The organism is Peribacillus deserti, assembly GCF_016909175.1.
Taxonomy (GTDB): domain Bacteria; phylum Bacillota; class Bacilli; order Bacillales; family DSM-1321; genus Paraperibacillus; species Paraperibacillus deserti.
Window position 1 is genome coordinate 117,025 of record NZ_JAFBFI010000004.1, and the last position, 24,898, is coordinate 141,922.

Sequence of the window (24,898 nt, forward strand, 5' to 3'; positions counted from 1 at the left end):
GAATTTACTAAAAAATTTCAGCGCTGCTGTGGAAGTTTAGCAATCCGTTCTTTTAGGTGTTCCTGGAATAAGATCCTCTTTTCAAAGCCCTCCACTGTCAGCTTCCAGACTGAATGGACATGCGCCTGGCTTCCAAGCAGATTTTCTCTTACAAGCCTGTTCCATTCTCTGAAGATATCAGAAGGAAATCCTAATCCATAAACAAATGCAGGGTTATTTTTTAGGTTTCTAAATGCCGTGTAGGACCATAATTCTTTATAAGAATACTTGATGGATGGGAGAATCCTGTTGGCGAACTGTAAATAGTCAATTATAGGCGGAGCCTTGGAAATCAGGTCCCAGTCAATTAAATATACTTCTCCGGAATGGACTCTTAAAAAATTGTGATAGGCAACATCTCCGTGAGTAATAACAGCAGGTTCTTTATATAAGTGGCTTTCATGTTCTTTGACTCCCCGCAAAGCCCAATGGCCCCACATAATTGCCTGTTTTATTACCTGCTCCGGGACATAATTTGCAACTATATGGGAAATGCTCTCAAATTCTTCAAGCCGCTGTTTCCATTTTGCTGTCTGATTGTATCTAGGAATGGCATAATAAAATCGCCGATCCTTTACTATGTTCCCTGTCGCCCGATGCAATTCTCCAAGAAGCCTTAATCCTTCTGCCCGATTTTTCCTGGTATTAAAACGGAATTCTTCTCTATGAGGTTTCAAATATTCAATGAACCCATAGTAATATCCTTCATGTTCGAAGGGCTGTATATCAAATAAAAATTTATAGGTTTTATAAAATCCATATTGTCTCAGAAGTTTAGTCAGAGCTTTCTGTGTCTGATATTTTTTTAAACTGGAAAATCCTTTAAAAAAATATGTCCTTCTGCGAGTGTGAATCATAAAAACATTATTTCGGATTTTATTAATCTTTTTTACTTCAAATCCGTAATTCGCCAAATAAGCAAGGAGACGAGCGCGGAATGCACTGTCTCCTTTAGGCTTACCGCCCATAGTCCGCGCTTTCATCAGCATATTTTGAAGAACTAAAGGGTTTTTGCTGAATAAAGGGACTGATCTGTGAAAAATCTAAAGAATTCCCATATTGCTGGCGGTCTGGCTGGGCAGTACTATACCCCTGCATGTCTTCTGGATTCAATTCAGTTTCACCTTGCATTGCTTGAGGCTGCTGGCCGTATGGTGCCCCATACTGCTGCTGTGTTCCAAAAGGCTGGGCTCCATAGCCCGGCTGGCCCTGGCCTCCGTAAGGTTGTGCTGGGAATCCCGGCTGACTCTGGCCTCCATAGCTTTGCGAAGGAAATCCCGGCTGACTCTGGCCTCCATAGCTTTGCGAAGGAAATCCTGGCTGACTCTGGCCTCCATGGCTTTGCGGAGGAAATCCTGGCTGAACTTGGCCTCCGTAGCCTTGCATTGGAAAACCTGATTGACTTTGGCTTCCATAGCCTTGCGATGGGAACCCGGGCTGGCCTTGCCCTCCAAACTGCTGCGTTGGAAAACCTGATTGGCTTTGGCCTCCATATTGCGATGGGAACCCGGGCTGGCCTTGCCCTCCAAATTGCTGAGTTGGAAAACCTGGCTGGCTTTGGTCTCCATATTGCGATGGGAACCCGGGCTGACCTTGCCCTCCATATTGCTGCGTTGGAAAACCTGGCTGGCTTTGCCCTCCATATTGCGATGGAAACCCTGGCTGGCCTTGCCCTCCATAGACTTGCGCTGGAAATCCGGGCTGACCTTGCTGGCTTCCATATGGCTGTGCCCCATATTCTGGCTGACCATGCTGGCCTCCTAATGGCTGGCCTCCATATGACTGCTCTCCATATCCTGGCTGGTTATACTGCCCAAAAGGCGGCTGAGCACTGGATCCCGGCTGGCTATATTGACCTCCAAATGGCTGTGTTCCGTACCCTGGCTGATTCTGCATCATTTCATACGGGTTTTGTCCGTAACTTGGCGATTCTGGCATATAGTCCTGCTGGCCTTGCCCTCCATAACCCCCTGCTTGAGAGGATTCTTCGGTTGGAAAACCCTGTTGCGGAAAGCTTCCCGGAGGCTGCTGTCCATAATATTCTCCAGCACTTTGCGGAACTGAACCCTGGAAACTTTCAGGCTGGTGATAACCCGCTGGCAATTCCTGAAAGCCCTGAGCTTGAGGGGCTGTTTGTGCTGCATGCCCGTAATATGGCGCTGATGGGTGAAGTGGTATAGGCTGCTGGCTGCCTCCGCATCCGCAGTCATCTGCAGCCTGCAGAGAAGGCTGCTCTCCATACTGCCCCATTACTTGCTGAGGGGCATTGGCAGGCAGACCCCATTGCGGGCCAGCATGCATTTGATGTCCATAAACCATGGAGTGCGGAATGCTGCTCGATGCCCCGTAAGGTAAACTGGATGATTCAAAGGTTCCCGCGTATGGCTGCCCTGCACCAGGGTACTGGGCAAATGGCATCTGCTGGCCTCCATAATAAGGGTAATTCTGCTGACCATATCCAGCTGCAGGAAATGGCTGCTGAGTACCTTTATATGATGATGACTCGAATAATGAACCATCGTCATGTGTCATAAACGGCTGCTGAGCGTACATCCCTTGTACCTGCTGGGGGAGAGGCTGCTGCATGTATGTTCCCTGTACCTGCTGCGGGACAGGCTGCTGCATGTATGCTCCCTGTACCTGTTGCGGGACAGGGGGCTGCATATATGTTTCTGGTGCTTCTGGCACACAAGGCTGCTGCATATATGTCCCTTGTTCTGGCATAAATTGCTGCTGCGGATAAAAAGGCATTTGAGGAAACATTGGTGCAGTCGGAAATGGTATATTCGGCATGTTTATCGGTTCTCCATAGCCGGTCCCTGGCATAACAGGTGATATCGGAATACATTGCTCCTGCGCTGGAACAGCCGCTCCTTCAACTTGAGGGGGTGCTTCTTGTACGGGTGCTGCCTCTATAGGTGCTTCCTGTATAGGTGCTTCCTGTATAGGTGCTTCCTTCACTTGTACTTCCTTTTTTGGCATCTCTATAATAGGCACTTCCTTTACTTCCTCCATCATTAAGCCTGGAAGAACATTTTTTGGTTTTTCTGGAATAACCGGTTGCTGAATAGGCACTTGTGCAGACATCTCTGCCATATTAGCCATATAGTAATTAGTGATATCAGCCTCAGGTACATCTGGCTGGGCAGCTTGAGTTACTGCTGGCGGGGCTTGCGGAAGTTCCACGGGCTGCGGCTGTTCTGCTCCTGACGGGGCTGCAGCGATCGGAGCTTCCTTAACTGATTCTTTTATAAATGGCAGAGGCTCTCCTTTAGGAGCTTCCTTTGCACTATAGGTAATTTTTGCTCCAGATCCTGCATCTGTTTTTATGGGCTTAGCAGTCCCAGGAATTTTAATCTTCATCCCTGGCATGATCATATCCGGATTGCTTAACTGTGAATTAAGCTTTTTCAACTGTTCAAAATTCACGGCATATTTTTTAGCCAGATTCCAGAGAGTTTCCCCTTTTTTCGCTATATGAATTTTCACGCTGTCTTCCCTCCTATGCAAATGTCCTTATATCCTATGAAGGTGTGGGCAAAGTGCTAACCTTTTTTTCATCAAAACTTATGCCTAAAACGGAATATTTAGAAGGGAATGCCAGAAATAATATGTAAAATTCCTTATTTAATTCTGTCTTTATAGATTTTGCTTTTTTAAAAAAGGTTGTACAATTGCTCCCCTTATTCGGCAGGTATCATAAGAAAGCATATTCTGCCCGTATTAAAAGATGTCGTGATGCCTGCTGCGACAGCACAATATAATATGGATCATCTTCGCCACGCAAAGCAGTCTGCACGAGGCGCTTATCGAATTAGAATAAACAGCGGGCTTTAGTTGGTTTAATACGCAAAAAAAACCCCGCTCCTAGGAGTAGGGGGACAATAATTCATTTAAACAATAGCCAGCATCCTATCAAGGGCAAGAATTGCCTCCTCAGCGGTTTCCCTGGCTACTTTGATCCGGTTAATAGGATTTCCTTCCTCTATGCATTCTAAAGACCATAATAAATGAGGCAGGTCAATTCTATTCATAGTGAGACATGGACACATTTGAGGATTAAGCGATATGACTGTTTTATCATTATGTATCTGTGCCAGACGATTAACGAGGTTCATTTCTGTTCCAACCGCCCATTGTGTGCCAGGCTCTGCTTTTTCAAGCATATTAATAATATATGAAGTCGAACCGCTGTAATCTGAAAGTTCTACTACTTCACGGGAGCATTCAGGATGGACAATAATTTTCATGTCCTTCTTCTCTGAACGAATCTGGATAATATTTTGAACCGTGAAGTTTTCATGTACCGAACAGTGGCCTTTCCATAATAAGATTTTTAAATCCTGAATATTTTCTTCTGTAATAAGTTTTTTGGCAAAGGGATTCCAGACCGCCATCTGCGACAGGGGAATTCCGAGATCATAAGCCGTATTTCTGCCTAGATGCTGATCGGGCAGAAAGAGAATTCTTTCTTTCTGGGTCAATGCCCATTCTACTATATGTTTAGCATTTGAGCTTGTTACTGCAGCACCGCCATTCCTGCCGACAAAAGCCTTTATATCTGCTGTTGAATTCACATAAGTCAACGGGATAATAGTATCACCGTATATGCTTTGCAGCTCTTCCCAGGCCGCCTCTGTCTGGGCAATATCAGCCATATCGGCCATTGAGCATCCCGCCCTCATATCGGGCAGATACACGTTCTGAGTGTCTTCAGTAAGAATATCTGCTGTTTCCGCCATAAAGTGGACTCCGCAGAAAACAATATGCTTGGCAGCTTTATTCCGAGCTGAGATTTGAGCCAGCTGAAGGGAATCTCCAGTGGCATCAGCAAATTGGATGACCTCATCTTTTTGATAATGGTGGCCTGGGATAAACAACGACTTTCCAAGCTTCTGTTTAATTTCGCGAACTCTTTGTTCCATTTCATCCTTAGACATCTGCAGGTATTTATCCGGAATCATTTGATGCCGTTCTCTAACTGCGTCAAGTATATTCATCATAATCCCCCTTTTGAAATTCTACTTGGCCAGAACCTTAACGCTAATGTCAAGAGCCTGGACGGAATGCGTTAAACATCCTAAAGAGATGAAGTGAACGCCGGTATTACGGTATTCGGCAAGATTATCGAAAGAAATGCCACCTGAGGCTTCGGTAATGATTCCGTCTGGGACAAGAGAAATTAATTCTCTGATTTCTTCTGGCTTCCTGTTATCGAACATGATGATATCTGCCCCGGCAGCAACAGCCTCAAGCACCTGCTCCTCTGTTTCCGTCTCTACTTCCACTTTGACCGTATGGCCGATTTTTTCTTTTACCTTATGAACTGCTTTTGCTATAGAACCAGCAAAAGATATATGATTATCCTTAATCATGACTGAGTCGGACAGGCTCATCCTATGGTTGAAGCCTCCTCCGCACGTAACCGCATACTTTTCAAGCATACGTAGGCCGGGAGTGGTCTTACGCGTATCACATATTTTAATCCCGGTTCCTTTTACAATCTCAGAAGCTTTATGTGCATTTGTTGCAATCCCGCTCATTCTCTGAACAAGGTTTAGAATCACTCTTTCGCCTTTTAGGAGACTGGCAATGTCACCCTGAACGACTGCAAGAATGCCCCCCTTTTTTATCTCCTGTCCATCCTGTTTACATATATTTATCTCTGCTGTTTCATCCATCAGTTTATAACCTGTTTCAATGACTGCTTTCCCACAAAAAATTCCGTCTGCTTTTGCAACAAACGTAATTTCTCCACGGCTGTTATCTTGAAACAAGATATCACTTGTAAGATCCCGCTCACCTATATCTTCAATATAAAACTGCTGCAATGCCTGCATCAACTTAATTTTGTTCAACATACTCACTCCTTTTTAGCTTGTTCGTCAGCCTATTCACATTCCAGGAAATCATTTTCCCTTCCCAATCCTCTTTCTCGTGCGGGAAATCTGACCGGCAGTGGCTCCCTCTGCTTTCCAGCCGTTCAATGGCTGATCCTGCAATCATGTAAGCAGTCAAGAGACTCAACATCTGATTGGTTTCTTCCAAAGGCATAATTTCATAATTAGCATGCAGAATGGAATCAATTGAAAAGCTTTCCAGCCAATTTATCAAGCAGGTTAAATCATGATCATTCCGCATAATACCTGCATGTTTCATCATCTTGCTTTTTAATTCAGAAATGTCAGGCAAACAGGGGGCCCTTAAAGTTTCTATTACTTCCTCATCATGGATCTGAAATGTATACTGAGGTCTTAGTGTCTGCTGGCCCAGCAGCATCCCCAGGTTTTTACCAATAACAAGGCCTTCAAGTAACGAATTGCTTGCCAGGCGGTTAGCACCATGCACCCCAGTACAGGCTGCTTCCCCCACAGCATACAGGAACGGGACGGCGGTTCTGCCTTTTAAATCCGTTTTGATTCCCCCCATTAAAAAATGAGCCCCCGGAGCAACGGGAAGTCTTCCACGGGATACATGTATTCCGGTGGACTCACATAATGCCGCAATGCTTGGGAATCGAGTCTCGAAATCAGTAATTGCTGCTATATCCAAATATACCGGTATGCCATCCTCCAGATAACTGAAAATGGTTTGAGCCACTATATGTCTTGGAGCAAGCTCCCTTAAAGGATGGACGTTATTCATGATTTCATAGCCTGTATCGGTAACCAGTCTAGCCCCTTCGCCTCTCACTGCCTCCGAAATGAGCCCCTTTGTTTCTCCATCCACAAATAATAGGGTAGGATGAAACTGGATAAATTCCATATCGGCAAGCTCTGCACCTGCTTTCAGAGCTAAAGCCAGGCCTGAACCTGTAATCTCCGGAGAATTCGAGGTATATTCATACAATGCACCACATCCGCCAGCAGCGAGAACAGTATGGTGCGCAAAGTAACGGAATGCAGTATCTTCACCATCCTTGCACACTGCCCCAATGCATTCTCCATGTACATTTTTTAATAGCTTTATAGCCATTTGGTTTTCTATTATTTTAATGTTTGGATTCTGTTGGACTTTATTTAATAGGTGTTCAATCAGTTCTTTTCCGGTTGAATCTCCTTTACTGTGCAGAATACGCCTTTCACCATGAGCCCCTTCCAGGCCCAATGCAAGCTTTCCTTCGGCATCATAATCAAATGTAAATCCGGACTCGATCAGGTCTTGTATAGCGTCAGGTGCTTTTTCTATAACCTCGTACACGGCCTGGCTATTATTATGCCGGCATCCGGCAGCCAGCGTATCCTCCACGTGATTGTCGACCGTATCCATCGGGGCCACAGATGCCGCAACACCACCCTGCGCTAAATAGGAATTGCTGTTTCGGACTATAGACTTTGTGATGATTATCACATTTTTTTCAATGGCTGCTTCTAAAGCTGTTTGGAGCGCAGCTATCCCGCTCCCAATGATTAAAACATCGGTATGGACCATATGTATTTTCCTCCTGTTTTAACAGGTGTCTTGACACTTATATTTGCATATTATTAAACTAATGACAAGGGTTTTTTCATTAAGCCGGGAACTTATGATAGCGAGGAAACTTTATGATTTATTTTGATTATGCAGCAGCCACTCCAATGGATAAGGATGCATTACATGTTTTTATGGAAGCTTCTAAGGATTTTTACGGAAATACCTCTAGTCTTCACAATCTGGGTGGAATGTCTTCTAATCTGCTATCTGCTTGCAGGAAGGAGATTTCAATGCTGCTTAATGTTTCGGAACTGTCGGTTATTTTTACAAGCGGCGGCACTGAAAGCAACATTTTGGCTATCCAGACCCTGTTATCCGCTCTTTGTCGTAAAAAAACGATTTTATCAAGCAGGACAGAGCATTCTTCGATTTCGAATTATTTAACTATGCTTGAGAAGGAGCGCAGGAAAGTAGTTTATCTACAACATACTTCTGATGGTCAAATTGATCTGCAGCACTTTGAATATCTTATAAAAACAGAAGATATTTCTCTTATAACGGTTCAGCATGTTAATCCTGAAATAGGGTGCATTCAGCCTATTGAACAAATACGCTCCATCTTGGGCGAGAGAAAAACTTGGTTACATGTAGATGCTGTGCAGTCGTTCGGGAAGTTGGATATGGAAGCAGTAATGAGGTCAGCAGACAGCATATCCATATCGAGCCATAAAATATACGGTCCAAAAGGTACAGGTGCGCTTATATTTCCAAGGACTCTTCCAACCCCCTTTTACGAGCATGTTTCTCATGAAGCTGGGTATCGTCCGGGAACCGTGAATGTTCCGGCCATAGCTGCATTTATTACAGCGGCAAAAAAAGCCTTTGAAAACCGGGAAAATGAATTAATGAATCTGAAGAAGCAAAGAAAAGATTTCATTCAATTCCTAAAGCAAGAAGACATACCCCATACCATTTTTAAATCCTGTCAGCAGGCACCCTATATCATCGGCCTTTCATTTCCAGGCATTCAAGGCCAATACATGATGCTGGAACTAAACAGAAGAGGCTTCGCAGTTTCCACGGGCAGCGCCTGTCAAATCGGAAAGCAGGCCCCTTCCAAAACCATGATCGCTATGGGAAAGAGTCCGGATCAGGCGAAGGAATTACTTAGAATTTCACTGGGGAAGCATGTGAAAAAAGAGGACATCCGTGCTTTAAGCCAGGCGGCTGCAGACATTGTCCGCCAATCAGGAATCATTATAAATATTTGAATTCGTATGGTAAAATGGTTAAAATAATTTCCTCTAAGACTAAGGAGCGTCGAAGCATGAAAGAAGAAAAAAAATTGCTTGGAGAAAGCAGGAGAAACCGGCTGCTCGACCTGTTAAAAGAAAGTAATGCCCCTATTACAGGATCAGAGCTGGCCCGTCTGACAAACGTAAGCCGGCAGATCATTGTGGGAGATATAACATTACTAAAAGCAAGGAATGAACCTATTATCGCAACAAGCCAGGGGTACTTATTTTTACATACTCCTGCTTCACCTGCATTATCTGAACGAACAATCGCCTGCCAGCATTCACCCGGACAGGCGAAAGAAGAGTTATACATACTCGTCGACTTGGGGGTTACTGTCAAGGACGTTAAAGTTGAGCATCCTGTGTATGGCGATTTAACCGCATCCATCATGGTTTCCAACCGACATGAGGTTGACCAGTTTCTTGAAAAGATTAAACAAACGAATGCCGCCTACCTTTCTGAACTAACGGAAGGCATTCACCTGCATACCATCTCTGCATCAAATGAAAACACTTTGAATCAGGCAGTAGCGGCGTTAAAAGATGCAGGCTATTTAATCCACTAATAACCGATAAATTCCCCGTGCTATAGTCCCTGCGCAGGAACGTGAAAATCAATAACTTTTTCTAAAATATGAAAAGGCCTGACCCTTGGTCAGACCTTCTTTTAGGTTTCACTGAAAGTTTTCGATTGATTTGAAATTAAAAAACTTGGATAGCTGCCCAGAATTTTGACGGTACAACCCAGCGTTTCAAGTTCAGAAATCGTGCTGGGGATTAGAACTTCATCCATTTCCATATTAATATCAATAATAAAAAAATAATTTCCGAGCCCTGTCTTCATCGGCCGGGATTCAATCTTAGACAAATTCAGCTTTCTCCACGAAAAGGCGGAGAGAACTTGGTGCAGAGCTCCAGGGTGATCCGCAGGCAATGTAACCATGAGGGTCGTTTTCGAACCATTCTCCTTTTCCGAATGTCCTCTAAAACGGATGGCTTCCTTTGAAACAGCTATAAAGCGAGTATGATTATGGGCGAAATCATGAATATTATGACGTACAATTTCCAGGCCATATTCTTTTGCAGCCAGTTCATTGGCAATTGCAGCAATCCTAAGTTCAGGATGTGCGAAAACATATTGAGCAGCCGCAGCCGTTGAAGTCACGCTCTCACTAACAGATCCTTTTAGTTCCTTATGCAAAAACTTATGACATTGAGCGATCGCATGGGAATGGGAATAAATAGTTTCAATGTTCTCCCACTGCTCTTTATGATTCGGATGCACCATCAAATGCTGGCTGATAGGCGCCACTACTTCTCCCTGAATCGGCAGTTCAACCTCATGGACCAAATAATCTAATGTTATATTAACCGATCCTTCCAGCGTATTTTCGATCGGAATCAGCGCAATATCTGCCTGGTCCTCCTGTACAGCATCCAGACATTCCGGAATGGTCAGAAGAGGTATCCTTTCCTCATCAGGAAACAGCTTTGCTGCCGCCAAATCCGTAAATGTCGCTTTAGGTCCCAGAAAAGCTACTCTATATCCCAAGTCCGTCTCTCCCCTACAATAAAAATTACTGTTAATCTTAGTCTATTTTTTTGACAATTACAACAAATTTATAAATTTATATTGGAACGGCTTGAAGGGAAACTTTGAGCTGTCGCATACCGGCCTGACTTTTGCTGCTTTCGGTTATAAATTACCTGATTTGCCTCCACTATTACAGCCTATGGAGTTCATGTCCACAGTAAAATATGGCTAAATTCACATTTTATGTGGCTAACCCAATGTTTTATGTGGCTGTCACACTCTTTTATGTGGCTTGCACACTCTTTTATGTGGCTATTTCTGCTTTTTATGTGGCTGACACCACCAAATAGTTTGGCATTCCGCCCTTTACAATAATAAAGCGCACAGCCACTATCAGCTGCGCGCTTCTTTTATGCTCCTGTTCCCAGGATCTCAACTTTTTCTACAAATTCAAGTTTTCTCAGCTGGGACAAAAGATCATCAATATCTGATTTCATGCCGTTTGTATTCAGAGAAAGAGTCACGTTTGCCCTGTTCTGCAAAGGTATCGTTTGATGGATGGTTAAAACATTGCAGCCGGCGGAGGCAACAACACCCAATAACTGCGAAAGCGTTCCAGACCGGTCTTCAAGGTGGAAAAACAAAGAAATAATCCGTTCTTTTACGATTGTATGAAACGGGAAGACAGTGTCTCGGTATTTATAAAAAGCACTTCTGCTGATATCCACATGGTGAACAGCTTCAAGGACGGATTCGGCTTTTCCGCGATCCAGCAATTCTTTGGCCTCTAGAGTCTTTTGCATGGCCTCAGGCAGGACATCTTCACGAACCAAATAAAATTTCTTATCTGTTTTATTCATGTTCTCCCCCAAACATTAATGGCCTAATTGGAATTATGCCTTAAGACCTCACCCGCCTGTTAGTCAATAAATTCAAATTCATAGTCAAGAAGCCTGATGACATCTCCATTTTCCGCGCCTTTTTCCCTGAGTGCTTCATCAACACCCATTGAGCGAAGCTGTCTTGCAAACCTTTTTATGGATTCATCTCTGGTAAAGTTCGTCATCTTAAACAATCTTTCTATATTGAATCCGGAGATAACAAAGGTTCCATCCGGGTCACGTGAAATGACAAAGTCTTTATCCGGTGTTTCATGCTTGTACATAACCCGGTTAACTTGACCTTCTTCAGCTTCTTCTTGATGCTCAAGAGGAAACTCAGGTGTGGTTTCTAATTTATCCGCTACTTCAAATAATAGATCACGTATTCCTTCTCTCGTTACTGATGAAATTGGGAAAATCGGCAGATCACTGCCTACTCTTTCTCTAAAGGAATTCAAATTTTCTTCAGAATCCGGCATATCCATTTTATTTGCAGCAATAATCTGCGGACGCTCGGTAAGCCTTAGATTGTATTCTTTCAGCTCATTATTAATGGTTACATAATCCTCGTAAGGATCGCGTCCTTCGAGTCCTGACATGTCGATAACATGGACAATAACCCTGGTTCGTTCAATATGCCTCAAGAATTGGTGGCCAAGGCCTACCCCTTCAGATGCTCCTTCAATAAGTCCAGGAAGATCTGCCATAACAAAGCTTCGGTTGTCTTCCGTCTCCACTACACCCAGATTCGGAGCAATCGTTGTAAAGTGATATTCAGCAATTTTTGGTCTTGCAGAAGAAACAACAGAAAGCAAAGTGGATTTACCAACGCTCGGAAACCCTACAAGCCCTACATCAGCAAGTAATTTGAGCTCCATGATGATGTATCTCTCCTGGCCGGGCTCCCCGTTCTCAGAGATCTCAGGAGCTGGATTGGCTGCAGTAGCAAAGCGGCTGTTTCCGCGTCCTCCGCGCCCGCCCTTTGCGATTACGGCACGCTGGCCATGCTCCGTTAAGTCAGCAAGCACTTCTTTTGTATCTTCATCCATTACAACCGTACCCGGAGGAACTTTTACAATCATATCCTCAGCATTTCGGCCATGCATGTTTTTAGACATGCCATGCTCTCCGCGAGGGGCTTTAAAATGCCTTTGATAACGAAAATCCATGAGTGTGCGCAAACCCTCTTCTACTTCAAAAATAACATTGGCACCGTTACCGCCGTCTCCGCCAGCCGGTCCTCCCTTAGGAACATATTTTTCCCTGCGGTACGCGACTAATCCGTTACCGCCATCTCCGCCTTTTACATAAATCTTGACCTGATCGACGAACATTCCATCACTTCCCTTTCATATATGTATAACTAAGCTGTTTTAGTCTTTCTTCAGGAATCTGCAGTAATTTCTATAGATAACTCTCCGCTTATCATACGTAACAGGTTTATTTGAAAGCCCTGCTGCTTTTTTAAGATAAAGGACATTATTTTCTCTTCTGATGTTATATTACCCTGCAGCTCATAGAGAAACCGTATATTTTTGCCTTCTTTAAAAATGGTTATGATTAGTGTACTCTCCATAAACGGTTCAATGCTGGACTCAATTTCTGAAAACAGATCTTTTGTCCATAAAGTGAGAGGCTTGTCCAGCTCCGGGTATACTCCCTCACTCCCAATGACTTCATATTCGATCTTAAATGAATAGCCATTCCAGTTTCCGGTAAGCATCAGTTCAGAAAACTGCGGCATATTTAAAGAAGAAAGCATCGCTTCACTTTGTGATTCAATAATAATCTCTTCTATTATAGCTTTTGCCCGATCGAGCTTATTTAAATCTAAATTACCCTTGATCAGTTGAATTTTATTGAGCCAATCATGTCTGGAGTGTCTCATGACGTCATTAACATTCCACTCTTTTTCCATCTGAAAACTCCCGTTTTTCATAAATATTACAAACAGCAGGGAACTTGATCCTGCTAATTGCTTCCTTTAAGTATAACAGAAAGTAAAGCTAAAAAAAGAAAACTCCAACCAGGAGGTTAGAGTTTTCTTAGATGCAAGTTTTAAGCTTCTTGAGCAGCTGGATATACGCTAACTTGTTTACGGTCACGGCCTAAGCGTTCGAAACGAACTACGCCGTCAACCTTTGCGAATAGAGTATCGTCTCCACCGCGTCCAACGTTTTGACCTGGGTAAATTTTTGTACCGCGCTGACGGTAAAGAATTGAACCACCAGATACGAATTCACCGTCTGCACTCTTAGCGCCAAGGCGTTTAGAGATAGAGTCACGGCCGTTCTTTGTAGAACCTACTCCCTTTTTGGAAGCGAAGAACTGAAGATCTAGTCTTAACATATGTTCCACCTCCTATTTATTAAGTGTGATTTTTATATATGTTTCATAATCTCTTTCAATCGTCTGCAGTGAAATAAGCATGGCTTCCAGAAGCAGCTGAACTTTCTCAGATGTCTCTGTTGGCATAGACCGAGGCATTACACATTTAAGGTAACCACCATCGCCTTCCAGCTCAATTTCAGGATCAACACCGGTTAGCGCCATGATGGCGTTAACTGTTCCAAATGAAACAGCCGATGCACCTGCACAAACGATATCCAGACCTCGTTCTGCAAAATTAGCATGCCCACTCATGGTAAAGGAATGAACCTTACCATCATGGGAATAATCAAATGTAACTTTTATCATTCGTTTAGCCTTACGCGTTGATCGCGTCGATAACTACTCGAGTGTATGGCTGACGATGACCTTGCTTTTTGCGGTTGTTTTTCTTCGCTTTGTATTTGAAAACGATGATTTTCTTAGCGCGGCCGTGTTTTTCAACTTTAGCAGTTACAGTAGCTCCCTCAACAACAGGGCTTCCTACTTTCACGTTGTCTCCGCCTACGAATAAAACTTTATCAAAAGTTACAACTTCACCAGCTTCAGCGTTTAATTTTTCAATAGTGATAGCTTGGCCAGCTTCAACTTTGATTTGTTTCCCGCCAGTTTCAATAATTGCGTACATATACTTGCACCTCCTCTAATTAACTCAGACTCGCCATCACAGGCGTCCTGCTATTAGCAAAATCTTTAACCTGATCTGCGCGGTTGTAGCACGGGTGCTACAAACATAACATAAAAAATAATAACATATATCAGGACTATGTGTCAATACTATTTAAGAAACTGATTATGCTTTTCTATTTGCCTGCGATTCTCAAATGGATTTCTTCCAAACTCCCCATGTGGCGGATCTGATAGGCCGGTATCGGGGAATTACATTGTGTGAAAATCAGCTTTTTGCCGGCCAGCTCTTCAACGAAAGGTAAATGTTCATTCTTAGGGCCAGCCAGAGCCTCGATAACACTTGTTTCTGCCTCAATCCAGACAGCCTCTGACTCACTTCTCCTAGCTTCTAGAAGATCTCTCTCCAGCCGGAAGGCAATCGTCTCAGCACTTTCTATACGTCCGCTTCCGCTGCAGACAGGGCATGATACCATAAGCTTATCACTAATGGAAGGGGACCCTTTTTTTCTTGTAAGCTGGAGCATGCCAAGACCTGTAAATCCATCTATATGTGTCTGCATTTCATCAGAAGCAAGCGCTTCTTTTAATGCTTGGATCACTTTTCTTTTATTATGCTCTTCCTGCATATTAATAAAATCGATTACAACTATGCCGCCGATATTCCGCAGCCGGAGCTGAATGGCTATTTCCTTTGCTGCAGCTATATTGGCTTTTGTAAGAGTAGCTTCCTTTTCTGATTTCCCCGTATAACTGCCGGTGTTTACATCGATTACGGTACAGGCTTCTGCTGCCTGAATGATGAGATAGATTCCCTCATCAAGCATAACGGTTTGTTTTAACGCAGCCGAAGCTTCCTTTTCAATGTTGAACGAAGAAAAAATATTTTCGGTTCCCCTCTCCCATATAACCTCAGCCGCCATAGGCTGTAATCCTTCGCTTACAGATTGATAGAAGGGAAAATCATCGATTATGATAGAATCAAGCCCGCCCAATGCTTCGTTCAGAACGGCCTCCATGAATGAATCCGTTTTATGAAGCAGACCTGGCTTCTTCATCGATGATGCCTTAGACAACAGACCGTCCCACCGCTTACGTAATTTTTCCAGCTCCGCAGCAAATTCTTCCTGGGCTGCTTTTTCCATTGATGTTCTTATAATAAAGCCTTCTCCCGGCTTTTTTTGCGCAAACGCTATTTGTCTCCAATATTTTTGAATATCCGAACTGGACATTTTTTTGGAAACACCAATATAGTTCGTTCCAAACATAGCAACTATTTTCTCTGCCCCAAGCTCGATCACACCAGTCAGCTTGGGTCCTTTTGTTCCGTTCCCGTCGCGGACCGCCTGTACGGGCATTTTTTCTCCCTGCCTGATAAAATGGCCTATCGGCAAACTTTTTTTCTTTTCATACTTTAATTCAGAAAGCTGAAAGGAAGGAAGCTGGTCTCTATGCAGAAAACCCTGCTTTTCCTCGCCAATATCAACAAAAGCGGCATCCATGCCAGGAAGCACTTTTGTAACGGTGCCCCAATAAATATTTCCTGCCATACTTTCTTGTCCCGGCTGATGCACTTCAAGCTTTACTACTCTGTTGTCTTTTATTAACACAAATCTTTTTTCCCTGCCTTTTGCATTCACAATTAATTTCTTCATAAAAAAACCCCTTCTTCGAGAGGAGCAAGCAAAGCTGGCTCTACCTGAAGAAAGGATACCATAGTTAATAAGAGTATAACAGGTCGCCCATTTTAACATTTGTCAGCTTGTCGGTAAAATAGGCATGAAGAATTTCATTTTCATCAAGCACTCCGCGTTCTTTGCCTTCTTTGGAAACAATGATTGGATGTTTACACCCTCTTTGAAACTTTCCTAAAACTGCCGTAATGCTTTCGCTGACGTCAGCATGAATAGGTTTTAAGGTTTGAAAGCGTTCATTCCGACCATAATGCCTTTCTAAAAGGAACCGTACAAATACGAAATGCCGCTGCTTCCATTCCATCAGCAGGGAAAATAGAATAAAAAGAACCATCACCCACATGTTAAGATTATTAGGCGCTAAAAAAGAAAAAGCCAGCAGCCCTATACCTGCTATAACTGTTGATGCAGCGATTGTATGTCTGTGTGCATCTAAAAAAGGAAACTTAAGGGATAACAAGACAAAAATCACCTTTCCCCCATCCAGGGGCCAAATAGGCAAGAGATTAAACAGGAAAATCACCGCATTCATATAGAAAAACTGATAAAAAGAATCCTGAGTGATAAGCTGCGCCTGCATTAAGGCATATCCTAAAATACACAGCCAAATATGCTGGGCAGGACCTGAGAGGGCAACTATTAAATCTTCCTTCAGTCCCCTGTTTCCATGTTCCTCCGTTTCTAAGGCACCGCCAAAAGGAAGAAGTTTAATGGATTTAATCCTCCATGAATAAAACTGGGCCGCAATGGCATGACCAAGTTCATGTATAATAACGATAAAAAAAAGCATACATAGCGGGATAAACTGAGCAGTTATTACGCCTATTCCTAAAACAAGCCAAAAAGTGGAATGAATTCTAATCTTCGTAAGCAGGCGGAAATATTCATTCAAACTCTATCACCTGTTTCGGGTCTACAAATTGCGACCCTTTTTTTATAGCAAGATAAAAAGTGCCTTTTGCCCCATCTTCCGTATTGGAAACTTTCCCGATAATTTTCCCTTTTTTCACCGTTTCATATAGGCTGACATCAATAGAACCTAAATGACCATACCATGATTCACTTTTATCACTATGCTGAATAACCACCGTATTGCCAAGCTTATCCTTCTTACCGGTAAAAATGATTACGCCCTCCTTTGTTGATTCAACAGGAGATTCTTTATCTGTCTCAATCATTAACCCCTGCCCGTTTGCCTGAAAAGACTCAGAAATTTTCCCTGCAGCAGGTTGAGCAAATTCCTCATTTCCCTTTTTTGCAGTAACTTCGGGTTCTTTGTCTGAAGGAATAAATACAAGAGGCTTGCCAAATGTGTCCTGATACCAATCTTTAGCAGCCGCAAACTCAAATTCTTTTTTCATATAATGGCTGACTAAATTTCTAGCTTCTTCAAACCTGGGAACTGGGATTCTAAACATAATGGCAACCATCAGGAACAGGACAATAGACGCGAGAATTTTAAAATAGAAAACTTCTTTTCGAAATAAGGGGTGATCCGTTTCCGGGGGAATTTCATAGCTGGCTGTACCATGGAACCCATCCTCTTCCTTCTTATAAGTAACCGCCCAGCTGCCTTTTTTCTGTTCTTGCATTTTTCTTCTTTTGGCAATTCTATCCCTGATTTCTTTTTGCCTGGTATTCATATAAAAAACCCCCTCCACACAACAATTCCTGTAAAAAATGTATGAGACACTTGTCCCATATATTCCTGTGTTTTTGGAGAGCCTGGCAAAGTCCGGCGAGGAATTCTTATAAAAGGCCTTTGTTGTTACATAAACAAAAACTTATCATTACTAAAAAGAGGCAGTATGTAAATTCTGGTAGTAGTGACGAGAGAATAACAATCGGGCAGCAGCGCTTTAAGGTTCTTTAAATGGATTTTTGTTCAATCCGTTATTTGGAAGGTTACCCTTGGAGCAAAATTGATTGTTAGGAGGAGGGAAATAAGATTTTACCTGCATTGAAAGAAAACAGGTAGAAGAGTTGTTATTGTCCTTAACATCCAGCCATATCACCCGGTAAAGGTCTCCCCTAGTTTATTTATCTTTTCGCTGTTATATCAAGAGTAGCGAATAAAGCCAAAATAAAAACAGCCTTTAACAGGCTGTTTCAAAACTCATGCACGGACTCCAAAGAATTTTTTGATTTTCGCAACAAATCCTTTTGGCTCTTCATCCAGGGGTTTTAAAGGAACGGTTTCACCGAGGATTCTGCGTGCAATATTCCGATAAGCAACAGACGCTCTGTTATTAGGATCTAAAGCAATCGGCTCTCCCTGATTCGAGGCTCTAATTACCTGGTCATCATCCGCCACAATCCCAATTAAATCAATGGACAAATGGGAAGTAATATCATCGATATCAAGCATTTCACCGCTTTTAACCATATGGCTTCTAATCCGGTTAATAACAAGCTTAGGCGCTTCTACATTTTCTTCTTTTTCCAGGAGACCGATTATCCTGTCTGCGTCTCTAACAGCGGATACTTCAGGAGTGGTAACTACAATCGCTTTATCGGCACCCGCTACTGCGTTTTTGTATCCCTGTTCAATACCGGCTGGGCAGTCAATGATAATGTAGTCATAATCCTGCTTAAGACCGTTAATCAGCTGCTTCATCTGATCCGGAGTAACAGCATTTTTGTCACTTGTCTGAGCGGCTGGGAGCAGGTAAAGAAGATCATCAAAGCGCTTATCCTTCACTAACGCCTGGTGAAGTTTACAACGTCCCTCCACTACATCCACAAGATCATAGATAATTCTATTTTCCAGGCCCATAACCACGTCTAAATTTCTCAAGCCGATATCTGTATCTACCAGACATACTTTTTTGCCAAGAATCGCCAGGGATGTTCCCAGGTTCGCTGATGTAGTAGTCTTACCTACCCCGCCTTTGCCAGACGTGATCACTATAGCTTCTCCCACGATTAGAAACCCCCTTCAAATTTATTTAAGTGTGGTCTTTTTTGTTTTAAAACTTGCAATCTATCAATTATAATCTGCCCATCTTCGACAAAGGCACATTCCATTTCATGTGCCTCCTGCATAAAATCTTCAGGTGCTCTATTCATTATGCCGCCTATTTTAATCATAGCCGGCTTTAAGACAGATGCAGCAACTACAGACTCAAGTTTCCCGTGCCTGCCTGCATGAGCTATTCCTTTTAAAGTACCAAGAACGAAAATACTGCCCCCGGCAGAGACTTCACCGCCCGGATTTACATCTCCAATCAGCAGTAAATCCCCCGGTACTTCAATGATCTGGCCGGACCTGATGATGGCACAAAGGGAAGTGATTTCGGATTCCTCTTTCATCCGTTTCGCTTCCTCTAGAGTGATTACATTTGACTTTATTTCTTCAATATCAAATATTTTCTTTTTTAATATAACTTCTTTTAGTTCTGTTTCCTGCTTATCAATTAAATATCGATTGCCGGTATGTACCCGCACCTTGATGGATGGGCTGTTTTCCGGAGTCCTGATGTTAGCAGATAGTTTGGTATCCAACTCCTGCATGAGCATCTGAAATGAACATGAATCATCGAGATGGAGCGTCAGCCCTTCTTTGGTTCCTTTTATTATAACGTTTTGCAGCAATTTATTACTCATGGCGGTCAATTTTCACCTCAATGATTACATATTCGACATTGTTCTTCATAATCCTTTTCTCTGTAAGGCGGCAATTTTAAAAGATTCTGCGCTATAAGGAATTGGACCTGAGTCAATCACTTTCAAAATTCGCTTTTTCGATAATCCTTTTGATCGGGAAAGCTAAAATGATGATGAAAGCGAAATTCAACAGCAGAGTTGGCAGGAGCCTGATAGTGGCAAATTCAGTAAAATTCATTCCTGTATCTTTTATTAAGCCGTTAGCTTCGTATACTAATATTTCTAACGCAGCAATAGCAGCTGTTGAGATTAAAGCTGCTATAAAAATGTTCGAATGAACCAGCTTCATCAGCCTTGAGACAACTAAAGCTAAAAAGGCAAATAGAAAGGCATATACTCCTAAGATCTCGGTATAAACGACATCAAATAAAAAACCGAATATAAACCCATAAATAATGCCATATTTAGTGGATCCAAATATCGTCAAAAAAAGGATAAAGATAAATAAAAAATGAGGAACGAAGATACGAGAACTATTAAAATGCTCTCCCGAAAATAAGTCGGCGTACGTACTTTCAGCCATAAAAAAGAAAAAGGCGGAGAGCGGAATGATTAATCGACTCACAAATCATCCCCCTCTGCACCAGCTCCACTTGATGATTCAGTTGTAGATATCTTTCGTTTTACCACGATTACATGATTTAAATCATATAGTTCGGCAGATGGTTTCACATAGGCAACCTGAGTTAATCCATATTGATCAGATTCAACCTTCTCCACTTTCCCAACTGGAAGTCCGCGCGGAAAAACTCCGCCTAGTCCTGATGTTACAACCTCCGAACCCTTTTTAATTTTTACATCATAAGGGATTTTTTTCATTAACAGCAGCCGTTCTTTTTGATCAAACCCTTCAATAAACCCATAAATAGTTCCTTTGCCATAGATACCGACAGAAATACGGTTTTTTGGGTCCATTGAACTCAGCAGCTGAACAGTGGAAGTAAACTGGGTTGTAATTTTTATCTTCCCAATCAGCCCTTTAGAGGTAATAACAGCCATGTCTTTTTGAACGCCATGGATTTTACCCCGGTTAATGATGGTCTTTTCATGCCACATGTCTGGATTGCGGGCAATGATTGTAGCCTGTATAGGGTCAAAATCTCTTAAACTTTCTTTTTTATCAAGTATGTCTCTTAATTCAACATTTTCTTTTTCAAGTTCCTGGACTTCAGTTTTAAGCTTTACATATTCGTCCAGACGTGTTTTTAATCGTTTATTTTCCTGGTATGTATGCTGAAGATCATTTACATTTTCAACAAAACCTGCAACAAACTGAACGGGCTGATGGAAAATATTTTGAACAAAACCTGTGGTATCCTTTAGAAATTGCTCCGGCCAGCTGAGCTTTTCCCGTTCCCTAACAGAAAATCCTATCAATGCCACCAGGATGATAATACTAACCAGCAGCACAATCAGCCTTTTGTTCAGAAAGAATTGCGGCATGACTTCACCTCTATTTATTTCGGTCTATTGCGGCCCTGGCACTCCATCTACACAGCATCAGGGCTGGCAATAGTAACACTTTTTATGGTTTTAGCTAGTGATAAAAGATTAGAATTTTAGTATCGGGACTCTTTCGTTCTTCCCTTGAATAAGTGAATATGATCTAGAGCTTTTCCAGTTCCAATGGCCACACAATCGAGCGGATTTTCGGCAATAAGCACAGGCATTTTAGTTTCATCGCTGATTACCTTATCAAGATTCCTAAGAAGCGCTCCGCCCCCAGTAAGGACAATTCCGCGGTCCATGATGTCAGCTGCTAGTTCCGGCGGAGTTTTCTCAAGAGTGTTCTTGACAGAATCCACAATCGCATACACCGTATCATTCAAAGCTTTAGAAATTTCACCAGCAGTGATTTCAATCGTTTTTGGAAGACCCGTTAATAAGTCACGGCCACGGATTTCCATATTTTCAATACCTTCAGGATCGCCTGCAGAGCCTATTTCCATTTTAATGCTTTCTGCTGTCCGGTCACCGATCATCAAGTTATAATTTTTACGGATATAATTAATGATGGCATCGTCCATTTCATCACCGGCTATACGGATAGACTGGCTTGTTACAATCCCGCCAAGTGAAATGATAGCGACTTCTGTTGTTCCTCCGCCAATATCCACTACCATGCTTCCGGTTGGTTCCCATACTGGAAGATTAGCTCCGATTGCAGCAGCAAACGGTTCCTCGATTGTATAAGCATCACGTGCCCCAGCCTGTCTTGTAGCATCGATAACCGCTCTCTCTTCAACAGCTGTTATGCCAGAGGGAACACAAACCATTACATAAGGCTTACGGGAGAAGATCCCTTTATTTTTTGTAGCCATTTTAATATAATATTTCATCATTATGGCAGTGGTTTCATAATCAGCAATGACTCCATCTTTCATAGGGCGGAGTGCAACTACATTCCCAGGTGTACGGCCGATCATATTTTTCGCATCATTTCCTACAGCCACGATCGACTTTGTATCAGTCTGAAGGGCCACGACGGAAGGCTCTCTTAAAACAATGCCTCTTCCTTTTACATATACAAGCGTATTGGCAGTTCCTAAATCTATTCCCAGATCTCTTGTTCCTATTCCTAACATTTCTGTATCTCCCTTTCCGAACACATGCATTTTTATAGTAAGATTGAATTAGGTTTCAATGGTCTATTTTTTATCACTCAGTTAAAATAGGACTATAATATCCCTTAAAAATCATAAATTATATTATATCTTATAGCTAGTAAATTTCCTAGCATCATACATATCCTTTTTCCTTTAAACTGACATATTTCTTTTCCCCAATAATAATATGGTCCAGAAGATCGATTCCAATTATTTTTCCGCATTCAGACAGCCTCTTTGTTACTTCTATATCCTCTCTGCTCGGAGTCGGATCTCCGGAAGGATGGTTATGGACGCATATAATGGAAGCCGCTGAACGTCTAAAAGCTTCTTTGAAGACTTCGCGGGGATGGACGATCGAGGCGTTCAAGCTCCCGATAAAAATGGTCTGCTTATGAAGAATCTGATTCTTTGTATTCAAATAAAGACATACAAAATGCTCCTGAGTTAAAAAGCGCATATCGTTCATACAATAGTTAGCGCAATCCTCCGGAGAACGAATCACATATCTTTCATCAAAGCACAGGTTGCTGATCCTTCTTCCAAGCTCTACAGCAGCCAGAATTTGAATAGCCTTAGCCTCTCCAATTCCCTTGAGCATCATCATCTCGTCTAAGGACGCGTCTGTAAGGAGCCTCAAACCCTCAAACTGGGTAAGCAGCCTGTTAGACAACTGAAGAACCGATTCATTCCTTGTTCCTGTTCTTAGCAGAAGGGCAAGAAGCTCCTGATTTGAAAGGGCTTTTGCTCCTTCCTGAATGAAGCGTTCTCTTGGTCTTTCCTCAACTGGATAATCTCTAATTAATATTTTTTCAGTCAAACATGATTCCCCGCTTTCCATATTTCCGAAGGTAGGGGACATCACAAAAGTACTGCTGTACTATATAAACTTTTGAAGCTCTCTTGATAAACGGGCAACAGGCAGCCCTACCACTGTAAAGTAATCTCCGTGAATCTCTTTCACAAGCAGGGAGCCATAACCCTGTATGCCGTAAGCGCCAGCCTTATCAAAAGGCTCACCGCTATCTAAATAGCTTTCTATCTGATCTTCAGTGAGATCCCAAAAAGTCACTTCGGTTTTTTCATAAAATGTTATTTCTTTTTCATGATTTTTTATACACACACCAGTCAGTACTTGGTGAGCACTGCCAGACAACAGCTCGAGCATTTCTTTCGCCTCTTGCCTGTCCGCAGGTTTTCCAAGGATCTTCTTGCCGGACACAACCACCGTATCGGCACCGATGGTACAGAATTCAGGGTGATTATCAGATACAGCACTGGCTTTTAATCGGGCCAGATTTGTTACCGCCTCTTCAGGAGATATCTGTTTGGGGAGCGTTTCATCCACATCACTCACGATTATGCGGAATGGGATTTGCAATAGCTGCAGAAGTTCTTTTCGCCGGGGAGAAGAAGAAGCTAAAATTAGAGGTTCCACTTTCATTCACCTTACCTTTTTAATCATGCATATTAGGGAGATACAGCTTAATCGTATCAAAATACAACAAATGCTACAACAATTCGACAAATATATTTTTTTGAAGTTATTATGCCTGGGTTAATTCCTTGCTTAATATGCTCCTGCGGTGCTATAAGTATAAATCTGACTGCTTCTCTGGACAAAAAAAATAAAAGGCTGTTTCGCCTTTTATATATATTTCCCGGAAAATACAAAATTCGCCTATTTACTTATAAATTCGAATACAGCACAAGGAAATCCAGGAGTATTGACTGCGTTTTATATAATGATTCTGTCCCGGTAGATGAAAGATAGAGTGAAGAAGCTTCTTTAATCGCCTTCTCCATTTGAGCCAAATTTTTATGTTGAATTTCCCCATGCTTTTCTACTTTTTCAATGCCGCTCTTTAATTTATCGCCCTTAGTAGAGGAAGTTGCCTCCATAATGTTACTAGCAGTTTTTTCAGATAGCATTTGATATACAGCGGTTAAATCCTTTAAGTATGATGCCTCTTTAGACGTCAGCCCCTGTTTAGATTTACCAGACACATTCATCTCTTTCCAAAACGAGTCTATTTTCTTTTCTTTCATAAAAACGGCTAGGCTTTTAGCATGCTCGATACTGTCAGCAACTCCGAGCAATAATACATACTTATCATCATGCTCAGTAATTTTCACAGGTATCCCACTGGCGCTGAGAGAGTTCTGAACCGTTTTCGCGGATTTTTCTGTACTATAAATACCTCCCTGTACCACAAAAGCCTTGAGAGGAGGAGGTTTAGACCGGCCAGTTGATGCACCGGCACTTTGATCTTTAAGTGATACAGAATCTGACAGACTGCTTGCAGGCACAGCTCCCTGCTCTTCTGCCGAGTGCTTGCCAGTAACAGTTTTAAGCACGATGAACCCAAGACTTGTCCCAACAACCACAGCTAAAAGAATAGAAATCCACATAGAAGGAATAAATGCAGAACCCTTGAAACCTTTAAACTTCGAAGTACTCTTCGTTTTTTTCGTCTTAATAACATAGGGAGACAATGAGTTTTTTTCGTTGCTGCTGCCGGGCTCAGGCAGGATCCAGTCAAAACTCTCTTCTGCTGATTCTGAAGCAGCAGCCGTTTCATCCATAGATAATACCGCCTCATCTGCTTCAGTGAAAATATGCTTTTCTCCCCCGTTAAACTTAATAACAATCTTATTTTTTTCCTCTTCCTTCATATTCTCTGCACCTCCTTACATTCAATTTTTTTCCATCCTATCATATTGGCAAAAAAAAATAACAAGACTTTTGTCG

The 24,898-nt window shown here is 42.4% G+C and carries 25 protein-coding genes and 1 other annotated feature; of the genes, 2 read left to right on the forward strand and 23 right to left on the reverse strand.

The window, feature by feature from the left end:
• Positions 1–17: 17 nt before the first annotated feature.
• The 5 genes from JOC77_RS06235 to nadB all read right to left on the reverse strand — a co-directional run bounded on the left by JOC77_RS06235 (position 18) and on the right by nadB (position 7,470).
• Positions 18–1,007, reverse strand: coding sequence for a phosphotransferase (locus tag JOC77_RS06235; protein ID WP_204540323.1), 990 nt, complete (start codon positions 1,005–1,007; stop codon positions 18–20).
• The gene (gene safA / locus JOC77_RS21565) at positions 997–3,528 is read right to left on the reverse strand and encodes a SafA/ExsA family spore coat assembly protein (protein ID WP_204540326.1); all 2,532 of its coding nucleotides are present in this window, start codon (positions 3,526–3,528) and stop codon (positions 997–999) included. Before safA ends, JOC77_RS06235 begins: the two co-directional genes overlap by 11 nt.
• Before the next feature lie 404 nt (positions 3,529–3,932).
• On the reverse strand, positions 3,933–5,039 hold the full coding sequence (gene nadA, locus JOC77_RS06245; RefSeq protein WP_204540331.1) for a quinolinate synthase NadA: 1,107 nt from the start codon (positions 5,037–5,039) through the stop codon (positions 3,933–3,935).
• 21 nt (positions 5,040–5,060) lie between these two features.
• Complete coding sequence (gene nadC / locus JOC77_RS06250; protein ID WP_204540336.1) at positions 5,061–5,897, reverse strand: carboxylating nicotinate-nucleotide diphosphorylase; 837 nt, start codon at positions 5,895–5,897, stop codon at positions 5,061–5,063.
• Positions 5,884–7,470, reverse strand: coding sequence for an L-aspartate oxidase (gene nadB, locus JOC77_RS06255; protein ID WP_204540341.1), 1,587 nt, complete (start codon positions 7,468–7,470; stop codon positions 5,884–5,886). Before nadB ends, nadC begins: the two co-directional genes overlap by 14 nt.
• Positions 7,471–7,583: 113 nt before the next feature.
• Between nadB and JOC77_RS06260 the strand changes: the two genes are divergently transcribed.
• Both JOC77_RS06260 and JOC77_RS06265 read left to right on the forward strand, forming a co-directional pair.
• Entirely contained in the window at positions 7,584–8,723 is a 1,140-nt protein-coding gene (locus tag JOC77_RS06260) for an IscS subfamily cysteine desulfurase (RefSeq protein ID WP_204540345.1), read from the forward strand.
• A 56-nt stretch (positions 8,724–8,779) separates the two neighbouring features.
• Positions 8,780–9,316: a transcription repressor NadR gene (locus JOC77_RS06265; RefSeq protein WP_204540349.1), complete on the forward strand. Its 537-nt coding sequence runs from the start codon at positions 8,780–8,782 to the stop codon at positions 9,314–9,316.
• 101 nt (positions 9,317–9,417) lie between these two features.
• Here JOC77_RS06265 and pheA read toward each other — a convergent pair whose 3' ends face one another.
• The 18 genes from pheA to JOC77_RS06355 all read right to left on the reverse strand — a co-directional run bounded on the left by pheA (position 9,418) and on the right by JOC77_RS06355 (position 24,822).
• Positions 9,418–10,302, reverse strand: coding sequence for a prephenate dehydratase (gene pheA / locus JOC77_RS06270; RefSeq protein WP_204540354.1), 885 nt, complete (start codon positions 10,300–10,302; stop codon positions 9,418–9,420).
• A gap of 392 nt (positions 10,303–10,694) precedes the next feature.
• Entirely contained in the window at positions 10,695–11,144 is a 450-nt protein-coding gene (locus JOC77_RS06275; protein ID WP_204540358.1) for an ACT domain-containing protein, read from the reverse strand.
• A 59-nt stretch (positions 11,145–11,203) separates the two neighbouring features.
• The gene (obgE, locus tag JOC77_RS06280; RefSeq protein WP_204540363.1) at positions 11,204–12,499 is read right to left on the reverse strand and encodes a GTPase ObgE; all 1,296 of its coding nucleotides are present in this window, start codon (positions 12,497–12,499) and stop codon (positions 11,204–11,206) included.
• A gap of 50 nt (positions 12,500–12,549) precedes the next feature.
• Positions 12,550–13,083 (reverse strand): Spo0B domain-containing protein, encoded by a 534-nt coding sequence (locus JOC77_RS06285; RefSeq protein ID WP_204540368.1) that lies wholly within the window; start codon positions 13,081–13,083, stop codon positions 12,550–12,552.
• Between the two features lie 140 nt (positions 13,084–13,223).
• Positions 13,224–13,514: a 50S ribosomal protein L27 gene (gene rpmA / locus JOC77_RS06290; RefSeq protein WP_101641318.1), complete on the reverse strand. Its 291-nt coding sequence runs from the start codon at positions 13,512–13,514 to the stop codon at positions 13,224–13,226.
• A 12-nt stretch (positions 13,515–13,526) separates the two neighbouring features.
• Positions 13,527–13,862: a ribosomal-processing cysteine protease Prp gene (locus JOC77_RS06295; protein WP_204540373.1), complete on the reverse strand. Its 336-nt coding sequence runs from the start codon at positions 13,860–13,862 to the stop codon at positions 13,527–13,529.
• A 10-nt stretch (positions 13,863–13,872) separates the two neighbouring features.
• Complete coding sequence (rplU, locus tag JOC77_RS06300; protein ID WP_204540376.1) at positions 13,873–14,181, reverse strand: 50S ribosomal protein L21; 309 nt, start codon at positions 14,179–14,181, stop codon at positions 13,873–13,875.
• Between the two features lie 16 nt (positions 14,182–14,197).
• Positions 14,198–14,276: a sequence feature (ribosomal protein L21 leader region), on the reverse strand.
• A gap of 80 nt (positions 14,277–14,356) precedes the next feature.
• Positions 14,357–15,835: an Rne/Rng family ribonuclease gene (locus JOC77_RS06305; protein WP_204540379.1), complete on the reverse strand. Its 1,479-nt coding sequence runs from the start codon at positions 15,833–15,835 to the stop codon at positions 14,357–14,359.
• 64 nt (positions 15,836–15,899) lie between these two features.
• Positions 15,900–16,766 (reverse strand): M50 family metallopeptidase, encoded by an 867-nt coding sequence (locus JOC77_RS06310; RefSeq protein WP_204540382.1) that lies wholly within the window; start codon positions 16,764–16,766, stop codon positions 15,900–15,902.
• Complete coding sequence (locus JOC77_RS06315; protein ID WP_204540385.1) at positions 16,759–17,517, reverse strand: M23 family metallopeptidase; 759 nt, start codon at positions 17,515–17,517, stop codon at positions 16,759–16,761. Before JOC77_RS06315 ends, JOC77_RS06310 begins: the two co-directional genes overlap by 8 nt.
• Positions 17,518–17,990: 473 nt before the next feature.
• Entirely contained in the window at positions 17,991–18,797 is an 807-nt protein-coding gene (gene minD / locus JOC77_RS06320) for a septum site-determining protein MinD (protein ID WP_204540389.1), read from the reverse strand.
• A 2-nt stretch (positions 18,798–18,799) separates the two neighbouring features.
• The gene (gene minC / locus JOC77_RS06325; RefSeq protein ID WP_204540392.1) at positions 18,800–19,480 is read right to left on the reverse strand and encodes a septum site-determining protein MinC; all 681 of its coding nucleotides are present in this window, start codon (positions 19,478–19,480) and stop codon (positions 18,800–18,802) included.
• Positions 19,481–19,592: 112 nt separating this feature from the next.
• Complete coding sequence (mreD, locus tag JOC77_RS06330; RefSeq protein WP_204540395.1) at positions 19,593–20,105, reverse strand: rod shape-determining protein MreD; 513 nt, start codon at positions 20,103–20,105, stop codon at positions 19,593–19,595.
• The gene (mreC, locus tag JOC77_RS06335; RefSeq protein WP_204540398.1) at positions 20,102–20,983 is read right to left on the reverse strand and encodes a rod shape-determining protein MreC; all 882 of its coding nucleotides are present in this window, start codon (positions 20,981–20,983) and stop codon (positions 20,102–20,104) included. The genes mreD and mreC overlap by 4 nt, the downstream gene beginning before the upstream one ends.
• Before the next feature lie 116 nt (positions 20,984–21,099).
• Positions 21,100–22,125 (reverse strand): rod shape-determining protein, encoded by a 1,026-nt coding sequence (locus tag JOC77_RS06340; protein WP_204540400.1) that lies wholly within the window; start codon positions 22,123–22,125, stop codon positions 21,100–21,102.
• Between the two features lie 154 nt (positions 22,126–22,279).
• On the reverse strand, positions 22,280–22,966 hold the full coding sequence (gene radC / locus JOC77_RS06345) for a RadC family protein (protein ID WP_239558628.1): 687 nt from the start codon (positions 22,964–22,966) through the stop codon (positions 22,280–22,282).
• A gap of 60 nt (positions 22,967–23,026) precedes the next feature.
• Positions 23,027–23,584, reverse strand: coding sequence for a Maf family nucleotide pyrophosphatase (locus JOC77_RS06350; protein WP_204540403.1), 558 nt, complete (start codon positions 23,582–23,584; stop codon positions 23,027–23,029).
• 251 nt (positions 23,585–23,835) lie between these two features.
• Entirely contained in the window at positions 23,836–24,822 is a 987-nt protein-coding gene (locus tag JOC77_RS06355) for an SPOR domain-containing protein (RefSeq protein ID WP_204540406.1), read from the reverse strand.
• Positions 24,823–24,898 lie beyond the last annotated feature (76 nt).

What these genes read in the sequence shown, in the direction of transcription:
- JOC77_RS06235 (WP_204540323.1), bottom strand. Translation starts at nt 1,007, where the DNA reads ATGGGCGGTAAGCCTAAAGGAGACAGTGCATTCCGCGCTCGTCTCCTT.
- nadA (WP_204540331.1), bottom strand. Translation starts at nt 5,039, where the DNA reads ATGAATATACTTGACGCAGTTAGAGAACGGCATCAAATGATTCCGGAT.
- nadB (WP_204540341.1), bottom strand. Translation starts at nt 7,470, where the DNA reads ATGGTCCATACCGATGTTTTAATCATTGGGAGCGGGATAGCTGCGCTC.
- JOC77_RS06260 (WP_204540345.1), top strand. Translation starts at nt 7,584, where the DNA reads ATGATTTATTTTGATTATGCAGCAGCCACTCCAATGGATAAGGATGCA.
- JOC77_RS06265 (WP_204540349.1), top strand. Translation starts at nt 8,780, where the DNA reads ATGAAAGAAGAAAAAAAATTGCTTGGAGAAAGCAGGAGAAACCGGCTG.
- JOC77_RS06275 (WP_204540358.1), bottom strand. Translation starts at nt 11,144, where the DNA reads ATGAATAAAACAGATAAGAAATTTTATTTGGTTCGTGAAGATGTCCTG.
- obgE (WP_204540363.1), bottom strand. Translation starts at nt 12,499, where the DNA reads ATGTTCGTCGATCAGGTCAAGATTTATGTAAAAGGCGGAGATGGCGGT.
- JOC77_RS06285 (WP_204540368.1), bottom strand. Translation starts at nt 13,083, where the DNA reads ATGGAAAAAGAGTGGAATGTTAATGACGTCATGAGACACTCCAGACAT.
- rpmA (WP_101641318.1), bottom strand. Translation starts at nt 13,514, where the DNA reads ATGTTAAGACTAGATCTTCAGTTCTTCGCTTCCAAAAAGGGAGTAGGT.
- JOC77_RS06295 (WP_204540373.1), bottom strand. Translation starts at nt 13,862, where the DNA reads ATGATAAAAGTTACATTTGATTATTCCCATGATGGTAAGGTTCATTCC.
- rplU (WP_204540376.1), bottom strand. Translation starts at nt 14,181, where the DNA reads ATGTACGCAATTATTGAAACTGGCGGGAAACAAATCAAAGTTGAAGCT.
- JOC77_RS06305 (WP_204540379.1), bottom strand. Translation starts at nt 15,835, where the DNA reads ATGAAGAAATTAATTGTGAATGCAAAAGGCAGGGAAAAAAGATTTGTG.
- JOC77_RS06315 (WP_204540385.1), bottom strand. Translation starts at nt 17,517, where the DNA reads ATGAATACCAGGCAAAAAGAAATCAGGGATAGAATTGCCAAAAGAAGA.
- minC (WP_204540392.1), bottom strand. Translation starts at nt 19,480, where the DNA reads ATGAGTAATAAATTGCTGCAAAACGTTATAATAAAAGGAACCAAAGAA.
- mreC (WP_204540398.1), bottom strand. Translation starts at nt 20,983, where the DNA reads ATGCCGCAATTCTTTCTGAACAAAAGGCTGATTGTGCTGCTGGTTAGT.
- JOC77_RS06340 (WP_204540400.1), bottom strand. Translation starts at nt 22,125, where the DNA reads ATGTTAGGAATAGGAACAAGAGATCTGGGAATAGATTTAGGAACTGCC.
- JOC77_RS06355 (WP_204540406.1), bottom strand. Translation starts at nt 24,822, where the DNA reads ATGAAGGAAGAGGAAAAAAATAAGATTGTTATTAAGTTTAACGGGGGA.